The organism is Gimesia alba, from assembly GCF_007744675.1.
In the GTDB taxonomy this organism is placed as follows: Bacteria; Planctomycetota; Planctomycetia; order Planctomycetales; family Planctomycetaceae; genus Gimesia; species Gimesia alba.
Window position 1 is genome coordinate 7,311,614 of sequence record NZ_CP036269.1, and the last position, 12,454, is coordinate 7,324,067.

The 12,454-nt window shown below is 50.9% G+C and carries 11 protein-coding genes; 8 read left to right on the top strand and 3 right to left on the bottom strand.

The genetic code is table 11. From position 1 onward, the window contains the following. Positions 1-332: 332 nt before the first annotated feature. The 6 genes from ilvB to Pan241w_RS27360 all read left to right on the top strand — a co-directional run bounded on the left by ilvB (position 333) and on the right by Pan241w_RS27360 (position 6,394). A complete protein-coding gene (gene ilvB / locus Pan241w_RS27335; RefSeq protein WP_198000185.1) occupies positions 333-2,114 on the top strand; it encodes a biosynthetic-type acetolactate synthase large subunit in 1,782 nt (593 codons plus the stop codon). Between the two features lie 117 nt (positions 2,115-2,231). Beyond that, a complete protein-coding gene (locus Pan241w_RS27340; protein WP_145222395.1) occupies positions 2,232-2,426 on the top strand; it encodes a hypothetical protein in 195 nt (64 codons plus the stop codon). Between the two features lie 98 nt (positions 2,427-2,524). After that, complete coding sequence (locus Pan241w_RS27345) at positions 2,525-3,958, top strand: hypothetical protein (RefSeq protein ID WP_145222397.1); 1,434 nt, start codon at positions 2,525-2,527, stop codon at positions 3,956-3,958. A 121-nt stretch (positions 3,959-4,079) separates the two neighbouring features. Then, entirely contained in the window at positions 4,080-5,468 is a 1,389-nt protein-coding gene (locus tag Pan241w_RS27350; protein ID WP_145222400.1) for a glutamate decarboxylase, read from the top strand. 81 nt (positions 5,469-5,549) lie between these two features. After that, entirely contained in the window at positions 5,550-5,996 is a 447-nt protein-coding gene (locus Pan241w_RS27355) for a transposase (protein ID WP_145209666.1), read from the top strand. Beyond that, the gene (locus Pan241w_RS27360; protein WP_145209663.1) at positions 5,993-6,394 is read left to right on the top strand and encodes a transposase; all 402 of its coding nucleotides are present in this window, start codon (positions 5,993-5,995) and stop codon (positions 6,392-6,394) included. Before Pan241w_RS27355 ends, Pan241w_RS27360 begins: the two co-directional genes overlap by 4 nt. Before the next feature lie 349 nt (positions 6,395-6,743). Here Pan241w_RS27360 and Pan241w_RS27365 read toward each other — a convergent pair whose 3' ends face one another. After that, positions 6,744-7,154, bottom strand: coding sequence for a peptidase associated/transthyretin-like domain-containing protein (locus Pan241w_RS27365; protein ID WP_145222403.1), 411 nt, complete (start codon positions 7,152-7,154; stop codon positions 6,744-6,746). Between the two features lie 122 nt (positions 7,155-7,276). Next, complete coding sequence (locus Pan241w_RS27370) at positions 7,277-8,287, bottom strand: DUF1559 domain-containing protein (RefSeq protein WP_145222407.1); 1,011 nt, start codon at positions 8,285-8,287, stop codon at positions 7,277-7,279. Between the two features lie 666 nt (positions 8,288-8,953). Between Pan241w_RS27370 and Pan241w_RS27375 the strand changes: the two genes are divergently transcribed. Then, positions 8,954-9,694 (top strand): 3-keto-disaccharide hydrolase, encoded by a 741-nt coding sequence (locus Pan241w_RS27375; RefSeq protein WP_390621028.1) that lies wholly within the window; start codon positions 8,954-8,956, stop codon positions 9,692-9,694. 6 nt (positions 9,695-9,700) lie between these two features. On the opposite strand, the gene Pan241w_RS27380 is transcribed toward Pan241w_RS27375, so the two are convergent. Then, on the bottom strand, positions 9,701-11,266 hold the full coding sequence (locus tag Pan241w_RS27380) for an alkaline phosphatase D family protein (RefSeq protein WP_232107294.1): 1,566 nt from the start codon (positions 11,264-11,266) through the stop codon (positions 9,701-9,703). Between the two features lie 242 nt (positions 11,267-11,508). Here Pan241w_RS27380 and Pan241w_RS27385 point away from each other — a divergent pair, with 242 nt between their 5' ends. Further along, on the top strand, positions 11,509-12,291 hold the full coding sequence (locus Pan241w_RS27385; protein ID WP_145222413.1) for an SGNH/GDSL hydrolase family protein: 783 nt from the start codon (positions 11,509-11,511) through the stop codon (positions 12,289-12,291). The last annotated feature ends 163 nt before the right edge of the window (positions 12,292-12,454 follow it).

Genomic DNA, 12,454 nt, shown 5'->3' on the forward strand with positions numbered 1-12,454 from the left:
AAGCTGCAGCTCAATCGATACAACCAGAACAGGCTCTGTAACCTGTTACCCCAAGGCAACTAACGTGAATGTCTCTGCACGAAAATTGGATTCTGGGCAGGAAATGACTCGTTATTGTACTGGAGAGAAGATAGAATTGACCGCAAATCAGTTCTTGAATTTCCAGAACGAACATTGGGCGTACGAGGTGCGTCTACATGTCAGACCGTTTTGGTAAGCGGGAATTGGTGATCAACTATTGAAGCCGGATTCCGCCATGGAATCGCGCTGGTTGATCATTTGAAACGAATTATTTGAGACCTTAGAGATCATCGAAACAGAAGGGTGAAACAGTGGCCACTGCCAACGAAAAAGAGACGCAAACTACGACAATCAATGGCGCTGAGATTCTGGTTCAGGCATTGGTGCGGCAGGGCGTGAAGACGATCTTTGCTTATCCCGGCGGCTGTAGTATGCCCCTGCATCAGGCATTGATTAAATATAAAGACGACATTCGGACTCTGCTGCCTCGTCACGAACAGGGTGGCGGTTTCGCTGCCCAGGGAATCGCCCGCACTACTGGTGAAGTCGGCGTCTGTATGGCGACCAGTGGCCCTGGTGCGACCAACCTGGTGACCGCGCTGGCCGATGCGAAGCTGGACAGCATACCGATGGTGGCAATTACCGGACAGGTGCCACAGGCGGTGATTGGTAGTGATGCGTTTCAGGAAACGCCAATGGTCGAAATTTCCCGTGCGATCACCAAGCATCATTACATGGTCACCGACGTGAAAGATGTCGCCCGGATTGTGAAGGAAGCCTTTTTCATTGCGAACACCGGCCGTCCCGGCCCGGTTCTGATCGACTTCCCGAAAGACTGCCAATTGGCCACGCTCGATGAAGAGCCTGACTACGATCCCGAGACCTATCTGCCCGGTTATCGTCCCGAACTGCGTAAAGCGGCTCCTGAGCAGATTCGTCAGATTCTGGCAGCCATCAAACGCTCCAAGAAGCCGATCCTGTATGTGGGTGGTGGTGCAATTATTTCTGACGCTTCTGAAGAGCTGGTTAAGTTTGCCCATCGCACAAATATCCCTGTAACCACGACTGTAATGGGACTGGGAGTTTTCCCCGGCGACGATCCGTTGTGCCTCGATATGCTGGGCATGCATGGTACGGTTTACGCGAACTATGCTGTCAATGAAGCCGACCTGCTGCTGGCCTTTGGTGTGCGGTTTGATGACCGTGTGACCGGAAAACTGGAAGAGTTCGCCAAACACGGCAAGATCGTGCACGTTGATATCGATCCTTCCGAACTGCAGAAAAACAAAGAAGCCCACATTCCGATCAACGCCGACCTGAAATACGTTTTGGAAGCGTTGAACGAAACCATTACCGATAACGACCTGCCTCAGGTTGACAGCTGGCTGGCTCAGGTCAAAGAGTGGAAAGAAAAGTACCCGCTGAAATATCCGGAACTGGGAGACGTGCTCTCGCAGCAGTATGCGATTCACGAACTCTGGAATCAAACCAAAGACAAAGACCCATACATCACCGTTGGCGTTGGTCAGCATCAGATGTGGGCGGCACAGTTCTATAAGTTCAACAAACCGCGCCACTGGCTCAGCAGTTCCGGACTGGGAACGATGGGCTTCGGCCTACCTGCCGCGATGGGAGTTCAGGCACAGTTCCCGGATTCACTGGTGGTCGATATTGACGGCGACGGCTCGATGCTGATGAACGTGCAGGAAATGGCGACGCTTCACACGGAAAAACTGCCGGTCAAAATTCTGCTGCTGAATAATCAGCATCTGGGAATGGTGGTTCAATGGGAAGACCGCTTTATGGATGGGCGTCGCGCTCATACCTATCTCGGCCCCGTACATCACCCCGAAGCAGAAGGCAAAGGCGATGGTTCACATGGCGAAGAAACCTATCCGGACTTCGTTTCGATCGCTAAAGGCTTTGGTCTGCAGGCTAAGCAGGTTCGTTCAAAAGCAGAATTCCCGAAAGCACTGGCAGAAATGCTGGCGGCGGACGGCCCTTATCTGCTCGACGTTATCTGCACCTACCAGGAACATGTGCTGCCGATGATTCCCAGCGGCGGTACCGTGAACGACATCATTACAGAGTGACCTGCTGAACGACCGGGACGAAAGCGTCTCGGTCGGTGGTTTTTCAACTCGATGGTCGGCTGAGATCAGACTGCCTGTAGTAGAATATGGTTCGATCCTTCATCAGGAGTGACACTTATGCTGTTTGCTGCGCAGATTCCTCAAGAGCCCGGATACCTTGTCGGCTGGGGCTCTCTGGCTTTAATCAACGCGGGCCTGGCACAAGGGAAAAACCGGAGTGGACTAAACTGGTTTCTGATTTCCCTCCTGCTGGGGCCTGTTGCCACGTTCATTCTCGTTGCACTTTGCGAAAAGTTACCCGGCTCTCCCTAAAGTCAAAAAAAATCGCCGCGCAAGGGTGGAGATCATTTCTCTTCAGCAGATAAAATAAAAGTCTCTGAACTTACATTCTGCATCTATGCGAGGGAATCATGAGCCAGCAGAGACAAATCGGCGTCACTGTGTTACCAGAGTACCTGCAGTATGAGGGAGTCGAAGCCGTGCTCGACAATCTCATGCAGCGTGCGGGAGTCACTGCGGTTGCAACTTCGCCTTATGTGATGCAACTGGCTGACGAGCAGACCGGGGTTCGCGAGCCACCGGCTGATGCGGGTGCTGGCAAAGTTCGCCTGCTGGATCGTCCGCTCTGGCAAAACAAACGCGAGCTATGGGTGAAGACCTCACCCAGCTTTGTTCCCGATGAATCACTGTATGCCGGTTTGCGCTACCAGCCAGCCAAACCCGATGATCTCACACGCGACGCAGGTCATGTAGTCTCTGATTTCATCCAGGCGGCACATGACCGAGACCTCGAAGTCTACTTCCAGGTGCAGGCAGCGATTCCACCTGGATACCGTGTGCAGTTTGGTGGGCCTGAAGAAGATGATATTCCCCGATTGCCCAATGGTTCCCTGCCACGTAAACGTGTCGCGAATAACGGCAGTCTGGCCAGCCCGCATATCATTGATTATCAACACGCTTTCATTCGGGATCTGCTCAAACAGTATCCCGATATCGACGGAATTCGCTTTGACTGGCCGGAATACCCGCCTTATTTTCTGGATTCTGCTTTTTTTGATTTCAGCGATCATGCCAAAGCAGCAGCCGACCGGTTGGGGTACGACTTCGATCAGATGCAGTCAGACGCGCAGTCTTTGTATCAGAAACTCAATGGAGGCTTAACGAACTTTGACCTTGAAAACTGGCTTTCGGAGGAGAACCAGGCCGCGAATTTCACTGTCTGGCTGAACGATCATTATCCGGGGGCCTCTGCCATGATGTTAATGAAGGCTCAACTTTCCAAAGAGTTACTGGCAGGGTTTCGTCAGACGATGAACGAAGCGGGGAAACCCGAAATCGAACTGGCCCCCAGTGCGTTTCCGCCTCCCTGGTCTATCATTTCCGGAATGAATTATTCACTCGCTGCGAAGTATTGCAATTCCGTCAGCGTCAAACTGTATGGGATGCACTGGTCAATGATCCTGCGGTCTTATGGCGATCAATTACTGGCTGCTAATCCTGGTATCTCCGAATCGTTATTGGTCCGTGCACTGTTTAAGTTTCTCGACATCGCCGATTCCGAACCGCCGGCACGGCTGGCTGAGATCTATTATCCCGGCCCCGATGAACCGCATCTGACCGGCCCCCATGCACAGGAACGAAAAATTGCTGCGGCGCGCAAACTTGCTCGGCCAATGCCCATTTATGCACTCGCACATGGATATGGACCAACTGAGGATTTTCGTACCCGGATGCAGGTCGCAACAGACATCAGCCCCGATGGAGTGTGGGTCAATCGGTATTGTTATCTGAATGATGATAAACTCGACATCATTGGGCAATGCACTGTCGGTTGTACGACATAACAAGAAACTTTGCAGAAAAACCAATCCTTGACGGCATCTTCATTCAAATCCCTGTGCCAGTCATTACTATAGCCGTACACTCATTCTTTTTTTGTTTTGATCATCCAGGAGGGAGCTGTTCATGTTACACGGCCAGAAAAATCTAAAAGACGACGATTTCAGTTCCGTGCTCACCCCTGCGTACGGCGGTCGCTATACCCGGGAACCGATTCCTAAATACTTGATGCCTAAAGAAGGGTTGCCTCCGAATGTCGCCTATAACCTGATTCGGGATGAACTGATTCTGGACGGAAACTCGCGACTGAACCTGGCAACCTTCGTCACCACCTGGATGGAAGACGAAGCGAAGCAGTTGATGTCAGAAACGTTCGACAAGAACATGATCGATAAGGATGAGTACCCGCAGACTGCTGAAATTGAATTGCGGTGCACGAACATGCTGGCAGATCTCTGGAATTCGCCCGACGAAGAAAACTCGGTCGGCTGCTCGACCATCGGTTCCAGTGAAGCTGCAATGCTAGGTGGTATGGCACTGAAATGGAAATGGCGAGAGCGCCGGGAAGCACAAGGAAAACCGGCAGACAAACCGAACATGGTGATGGGTATCAACGTGCAGGTCTGCTGGGAAAAATTCTGCCGTTACTGGGAGATCGAACCCCGCTTCGTGCCGATGGAAGGGGATCGGTACTGCCTGACCGCGGACGAAGCCGTGAAGCTGGTTGACGAAAATACGATTGGTGTCGTAGTCATCATGGGCAGCACGTTTGACGGCCGCTATGAAAATGTGAAAGAGGTCAACGATGCACTTGTGGATCTCAACGCGAAAACCGGCTGGGAAGTTCCCATCCATGTTGACGCCGCCAGTGGTGGATTCGTAGCCCCATTTTTACAACCAGAAATTAAATGGGACTTCCGACTGCCTCTGGTCAAATCGATTAATACCTCGGGGCATAAATATGGTCTGGTTTATCCCGGCGTGGGCTGGGTCATCTGGCGTGATAAAGCAGAGCTGCCTGAGGACCTGGTCTTTCACTGTAACTATCTCGGCGGCGATCTGCCTAACTTTGCGTTGAATTTCTCACGCCCCGGCAATCAGGTGGTCGCGCAGTACTTCAACTTTCTACGGCTCGGCCACGAGGGTTATCGCGAGATTCATCAGGCCTCGCAGGATGTCGCAATGTATCTTTCATCGGGGATTGCCAAACTGGGGCCATTCGATCTGATATCTGACGGCAGCGATATCCCCGTGTTTGCCTTCACTACAAACGACAAAGCCAACTTCAGCGTGTTTGATGTTTCTGATAAGGTCCGCGAACGCGGCTGGCTGGTTCCCGCTTACACATTCCCCAAAAACCGAGACGACCTCGCTGTGCTCCGCTGTGTCTGTAAGGAAGGGTTCACGCGGGACATGGCAGACATGCTGCTGAGTGACCTGCAGACCGCCATTGATTACTTTGCGGCCCGCCCCGATCACAAACCGCAAACGGGCGGATCGGGGTTTCATCACTAGAGGTTGTCTCATAACGTCAAAAAAAGTGAACGGTTTGGCGCGTCTTTTGCATGAAGTGTTCTCCTGAAAGGAGAATTTCTTATGTATATGACGCTGGTCTGGTGGCCCAAACGAAAACGGGTTTCCACAAAAACAGCGTCCAGGACGGAACGCCCGGTCGTTTTGACCGATAAACAATGGTCTTTAGTCGCAAAACTGTTTCCCTGGACTCCCCCTTCCAAAAAGGGAGGACGTCCAAAAGCCCATCCACGAGATTGCCTGGAAGGCATTCTCTGGATTTTGGTGACAGGAGCACGATGGAAAGATTTACCAAGAGAGTATCCCTCAAAAGCGACGTGCCATCGACGTTTCCAGCAATGGACGATCGAAGGGCGGCTCTTATCTGCCTGGCAAATCATCTTGGAACGAATGGATGATGCTGGCCAGATTGATTTCTCGGAAACCTTTGCTGATGGCACTTTTGCCTCGGCAAAAAAAGGGGTAGAAGAGTTGGCCCGACTCGTCGTGGCAAAGGCACAAAGGTCATGATTTTTGTCGATCGTCACGGGACACCTGTGGCGATCGACACAGAATCGGCCCGTCGTAGCGAAGTCAAGCTGATCGAACCGCTGCTTGAAAAAATCACATTGCAAAATCGACAACCCGAGCGACTTGTTTATGACAAAGCCGCCGATTCGGACTCGTTGCGCAAACGGCTGATGGAAAAGAATATCGATCTGATCTGCCCGCATCGAAAATCGAGAGTCAAACCGCCGACGCAAGATGGTCGAAAGCTTCCACGCTTCAAACGACGTTGGATTGTGGAACGCAGTATTGCCTGGCTCCACAACTATCGTCGCATTGTCACGCGCTGGGAATATCACGATTACCTCTACGAAAGCTTTGTAATTCTTGGGTGTTTATTTACACTATTAAAAAGGTTTTGAGATGCCCTCTAGACTGTGTTGATTGAATCGTACTGATACTGATTTCGAGTTCGACAGCGTTAGCGATGTCAGAATTCACCTTAGCCGACGGTGTGCTGTTATCCTTGTTTTTGGGACGATGACTGCAGCAAAGAGTATTAGCCCCAGTTGGACGCCGTTTGCGAACAGCGGTTCGAACCGATTAGAATGCCCCGGCTCCTGGTGACCGTAGGACCGCTGTTTCAAAAACGGTGGCTAGCGCCATTCCGCTCACGGTAGGTTTTGTTTTGTGTCTGTTCGTGTTTTTCGTGGTAGAAAATAATACTTGATCGCCGGATCTAGATCGCATCACATTTTAGGATCGCGTGTCTCATTTCAGCTCAAAGGTAAATTCGTTGTCGCCTGCTTTGACGTCCGCTTTGAGCGGGCTGTCTTTCAGGTTGCGATACTGCTTTGGAATATTCGGGTACTCTTTTTGGGGAGCCGGGTTGTCGGGGGTGCCTTCCGGTGGGTTGATCGTGACCGTGTAACTGCCGAGCACCACTTCAGTGAGCTCAGCCTGTCCCGATTCATTCAGCATCCCGACGGCGCCTTCGCCTTTTCCGACCTGCATCATACGGACTTCCGCTTCGGTAACGGGGGTTCCCTCGTGTGTCACAGTAATTGTCACATCAGCACGTTTTTTGGCTTCAGGCTCTCCACCACAGCCGGTAATTAAACAAGCCCAGCAAAAAAGTAACGAGAGCATTGCAAACGATTGAACAGGAACGCTTTTCATCATCACAAAAATGATCCTCAAAGAAATCTATGACATGAGAAACTGTAAGAGCCCCGGCTGTCAGACAACCGGGGTTCTTACATGTATAAACTGAATCTACTCAGACAAATTGCGAATCAAAGAGTTTAAAATTCACCGATGACTAGACCATCCCCCCTGGCACAAAGGTTTGCCAGAGTGCCAAAGTCAATGTTCTCTGAGACAAATCGTACGGCACCATCCGTCAGCAGAACATGAGTTCCACCGGTATGATACGAACCCAGTACGGTATTGGCACCGTAGGGACGGAATGCTTCATCACCTGCAGTGGTATCCCAGAAGCTGTTGATCGAATACATCACAGTCGTCGTACCGGAGCCCCAGTTTGAACCTGATCCCAATGATGGAACTTTAGACCCAGTTCCAATCCCACTCCAACCACCGTAGTAGTTCGAACGACTGTCCTTGCCATTGACCTGTCCAGACTGTTCCCCCACGATGATCGTATTCGACGTGCCGTCTTTGACATCACGCATACGAAAACAGTCATTGGGTGCCAGTAGACCGTTATTGCAGTAAGTACCATTCCCATAACCGGCACCTGTTGCAGAACAAACACCCGTCTGGGCTCCCGGGGCGGGCGTGGCACCGGCGATACCAACATAATCCATTGTCTGCCCCTGGTCGTAGTTATTCATCCCGTTGTCATTCGAAGTGATGGAGTGGGGACTGGAGGGACAGTTATAAACGGGAACACGTAAGGTTTTTAAAACTTCATTCGAACCGGCTCCCGTTCCATAACCGTACGAGCCACCACTATTCTGAGAAGCGAAGCCCCCCGTCGTTGTACTGACGTCAAAATTCATTTGATTATAAGCAGGAGCCTGATCCAGATATGGTAGAATCGGAGCCCGCCAGTTAGCCCGATAATAAGGAGATTGCTCGCCAATCGGGAAGCGCGAAAACGTATCGTGATAATTATGCATCGCTAGCCCAATTTGCTTCATGTGGTTTTTGCACGTGCTGCGGCGCGCGGCTTCGCGTGCCTGTTGAACCGCGGGTAATAACAATGCAATTAAAATTGCGATGATGGCAATCACTACTAACAGTTCGATTAGAGTGAAGCCACGTTTGCGTAAAGTGTGCCTGCTAAACATGGAATTTCCTTCAAATAATAAACGATAAAAATCAAGCGAGCATGTTTCTTAAGCGGGAAGAAACTGTTCATGAGGCAGGAAAATAGGGGGGAGCAACCAGACTGTTCTCATACACGTACACACGTACGACATCGTACAAACCAGGTGAAACTCGTTTCTCTTGTCCTGTTGGAGTCATCAGAGCACAGAGGATCTTAATGACTGAATCTCATTCGTCTGTTGAACGAACTCACACATTTAGCTAAAGCGAATTCCATGCCAATTGGTTCAGCTGCATTCACCAGCACGACACATCGGAATCTATTCCTGCGTTCATACTGTCTTATCGCAGGCTGATTGATTTCAGAACCGAAAGAGCTGATTCATAACATCTTATTTAAAATTTCAACCCGGAATCTGCCTGCGGATTTCATTTCGCGCAACGTCGATTATCGGTCCGCAATTTTCAGATTTTTTCAAAAGTGATTTTTTCCTGCACTCGAGAGATTCCCAAAGTGCCCGGTAAAATGGCAATCTGATCATAATCACACTTTTGTTTCCCCCTGCTCTATGGAGCAATTGTTCTCATAGTTGAAATAGAACATAATGCAGATTCGTTATAACCGTTAACCAGAAGGAACCACCATGCGCATCACTCCACTTGTTACCAGTCTGTGTTCACTCTTTATGCTCACCATGCTCGGCTCAATGGCGCGGGCCGATGTCGGCGTTTCTGCCAAGCCACCCACGGATGCAGAAATTCTGCTGGACGGCAGCCGGAAGAAACTCGACGAAAAGTGGACCTATTGGAAAGGCCCTCGTTTCAGTTCGTCGCTGCCGATCAAGTGGAAAGTGGTCGAAGACCCGGTTAATGATGGAACCGTGATCATGACTGATGACCCAGTGGCCGCAGGCGGGAAATTCGGGGCAGCCGACATTGTCACTAAAAAGAAATACCGCGACTTCCGGCTGCACGTCGAATTTCTGGTGATGAAACCTGGCGGAAACAGCGGTGTCTACCTACAGAACCGCTATGAAATTCAAGTTCTCGACGGAGACAAAACCAAGCACGGCATGGGGGCCGTCATTAACAAAACCGAATCACCTTACCACGCTTACAACGGCACCGGAAAATGGAATGCCTACGACATCACTTTCCGTGCCGCTCGTTTCAAAGACGGAAAGCTCATTGAAAAGCCGATGGTCACAGTCTACTTCAACGGCAAAAAAGTTCACAAGAACGTGATCATCGACAAAGTCTGGGGCGGCCCGAATTCCGGCCTGGATGGCGGCAACGACAACGGGTTCGGTATCACCGACACCCCCGGCGGCATCAAGCTCCAGTGCGAAGGTCACGACGTCCGTTACCGCAACGTCTGGATCAAACCACTTGATCTTAAAACTGCCGATACTGACTTCAAAGAATAGCCGTTGTTATTTTTTCTGCGGGGGAATGTCATGCTGATAGAGCAGCTTGCCCTTCTCATCATAGAACAGAAACGAAAGTGTCGCCGGCTGCTGTTTATCGGCCGGTGCCACTTTCACCTGCAGAAATCCGCCTGATCGCGGATCCTGATAATAGGGCTGTTTGATCAGCCCTTTGGGGTCAGTCGATTTCGGATCGCCGGGCTTGCGTCCTAAGCGGGAATTCGCATCGACGAGCGCGCCGCAGGAAAATTCTTCGAAGCCACTCGGATCAATGGCGTGATACTGCCAGTGCCGATCACCGCAGACCATAAAGAAGTTCTGCTGATCCAGGCCGTTCTCCTTGAGCCATTTGAAGAACTCATCGCGCTCATGGCGGAAGCCGCCGATGTCGCAGTGATTGTCGGTTTTGCGTAAATCGTCAGGGCCAATCATCGGTGTCGGCGAGACGAGAATCTTGAATGTCGCATCACTCTCTTTCAACGTTTTCTTTAACCAGGCTTTCTGCTCTTTGCCCCAGATTGATTTTTCCGGGCCATCTTCCATCGCGTTCGGACTGCGGTACATCCGGTTTTCCGGGAGCCAGATTTGCAGGTCTTTACTCACACGATGTGTCCGATAGGTTTTGGCGTCCTCATCATTCATCGGTGCGACCGGAAGTTGTTCCAGCATCATCCGGCGGCCCTCTTCCGGGGTGGGATGATGATCGCCCGTGTTATCGCCGTCATCGATGCGGTAATCGTGATCGTCAATTTCCCAATAGGTCGGCACGGCTGCAAACAGATCACGATATCGCGGCTGCACAAACTGCTCGTGCCATTTCTGACGCATTTCCGGAATCGTCTTCGCGCGGGGTTTATCGGGCGTATCGTAATAAACATTGTCGCCGGTGCCGATGAAGAAATTCGGCTTCAATTTCAAAATCGTCTCCAGCGCGGGGTAGCCCAAATGTTTATCCGGGCCGGCATAAGGTTGCGGCAGTTTTGTATTATTCTCTTCTAAATGCTGTTTCTTATCGATGCGATTATCGCCATGAAACTTGGCATAGTTCATACCGGTCACGACAACAAAATCAACTGGCTCGGCCAGAGTGGGACCGGGTAAGGTTTCAAAATGAGCCGTAGGACCAGCGTGCAGTTGTTCTGCCGTTTTGCCAATCTCGGTTTTGCATTCGTATTTCGTTCCTGGTTTTAAGCCGGTAAACGCGGCCCGTGAGATAAAATCGTGATCGGCGGCGGCCTGGATCACTTGTGGACTATCCTTGACAGCCTCGGCTTTGTCTGATGAGATGGGCGTCAGTGTGAATTGCACAACGCCTGGCATGCCTTTGACATCGCGGTCTACCAGTTTGTCGGTCTCTGTCAGTCGCACCTGCACCAGTGCGGTGTTGGGAGTGACTTCCCCGACCATAATTCCCATGCCGGCCATGGGGAGATCGACATCCGCTTCTGGGGGAATTGCTGCTTCATCCCCCTGTTCAGCCACCGTCGCAGGTGTTTCCGTATCTGGTTTTTCACAGCCTGACAGGGAAAGGACTGAAACAAACATCAGACAAAACAGACAGTAAACCCTCATGTGAGCACTCCCTCAGAAATCAGCAAATGGAATTGGCCAGTCCGTCTATTCTATGGTTTTCCCATTCCGGACCCAACACAAAACGACATTGAATTGCGGCATTCTTCAGATGCGCTGATTTTTCAGAAACCTGAGTCAATCCGCTTGCTGTTCGGGATCCAATCACCCCAAAATGGAAGCAGGCCATGATTGTGGCCGATTCCTCATTCTGCCATTGATCCCTTTTATTGAGAAGAGACACCATGAAGCCGTTCAAACTGATTCCTGTGTTCGCACTCTGTCTACTCGTATTGACTCAATCTGTATTTGCAGAGCAGCAGGCCAAAGACGCCTGGGAAAAGCTGGTACGTTCGCCTCGATTTCTGAAACGGCCTACATTTCAGTTTGTAGAAAATAATCCCAAACTGCCCAATGTGTTTCTGTATGGCGATTCGATTTCGATCGCTTATACCGATGCCACACGCAATGCGCTCAAAGGCAAAGCCAACGTCTATCGCCTGTACTGTAACGGCGGCGATTCCTCTTCATTCATTCAAAAGATGAAAACGATGCACGATACGATGCGCGACGAAAAGGTGAAAGGACACTGGGACTTTGACTGGGACGTGATCCATTTCAACGTCGGCCTGCACGATCTGAAATATTTGAACGGACGCAAACTGGATCGTAAGAACGGCAAGCAGGTAACGTCTCTGGAAGACTATGAAAAGAATCTGCGTGCGATTATCGCTTACCTCAAAGAACTGGCCCCCAAGGCCAAACTGATTTTCGTGACGACCACTCCCGTGCCGGAAGGCGAACCGGGGCGGGTCGCCGGCGACGCTGCGAAATACAATGCAGTCGCGCTGAAAGTGCTCAAAGAGTATCCCGAAATTGGCGTCAACGATCTTTACAGCTTTACCAAACCACACCACAAAGAATGGTGGACCAAGCCAGGCAACGTTCACTTCAATGCCACTGGTGCGACCGCCCAGGGAAAAGAATCAGCGCGCGTGATTGAACAGGAACTCAAAAAGCGGGATTAGCCTGTGTCCAAGTTTACTGAAGCGTCTCCAGGGCCATTTGGATCGAGTAGATTAGATTGAGACACGCTACGGTAAAATGTGACTCGCTCTAGCTCGGTGATAAGGTTTGTTTTTCTACCACGAAAAAACACGAAAACAGAACAGGGTAGCCCCGGATGCAATC

Excerpts from the sequence above, each read along its gene's own strand:
- Pan241w_RS27350 (WP_145222400.1), top strand. The coding sequence starts at position 4,080 with ATGTTACACGGCCAGAAAAATCTAAAAGACGACGATTTCAGTTCCGTG.
- Pan241w_RS27340 (WP_145222395.1), top strand. The coding sequence starts at position 2,232 with ATGCTGTTTGCTGCGCAGATTCCTCAAGAGCCCGGATACCTTGTCGGC.
- Pan241w_RS27385 (WP_145222413.1), top strand. The coding sequence starts at position 11,509 with ATGAAGCCGTTCAAACTGATTCCTGTGTTCGCACTCTGTCTACTCGTA.
- Pan241w_RS27380 (WP_232107294.1), bottom strand. The coding sequence starts at position 11,266 with ATGAGGGTTTACTGTCTGTTTTGTCTGATGTTTGTTTCAGTCCTTTCC.
- Pan241w_RS27360 (WP_145209663.1), top strand. The coding sequence starts at position 5,993 with ATGATTTTTGTCGATCGTCACGGGACACCTGTGGCGATCGACACAGAA.
- Pan241w_RS27375 (WP_390621028.1), top strand. The coding sequence starts at position 8,954 with ATGCTCACCATGCTCGGCTCAATGGCGCGGGCCGATGTCGGCGTTTCT.
- Pan241w_RS27370 (WP_145222407.1), bottom strand. The coding sequence starts at position 8,287 with ATGTTTAGCAGGCACACTTTACGCAAACGTGGCTTCACTCTAATCGAA.
- Pan241w_RS27345 (WP_145222397.1), top strand. The coding sequence starts at position 2,525 with ATGAGCCAGCAGAGACAAATCGGCGTCACTGTGTTACCAGAGTACCTG.
- Pan241w_RS27355 (WP_145209666.1), top strand. The coding sequence starts at position 5,550 with ATGTATATGACGCTGGTCTGGTGGCCCAAACGAAAACGGGTTTCCACA.
- Pan241w_RS27365 (WP_145222403.1), bottom strand. The coding sequence starts at position 7,154 with ATGATGAAAAGCGTTCCTGTTCAATCGTTTGCAATGCTCTCGTTACTT.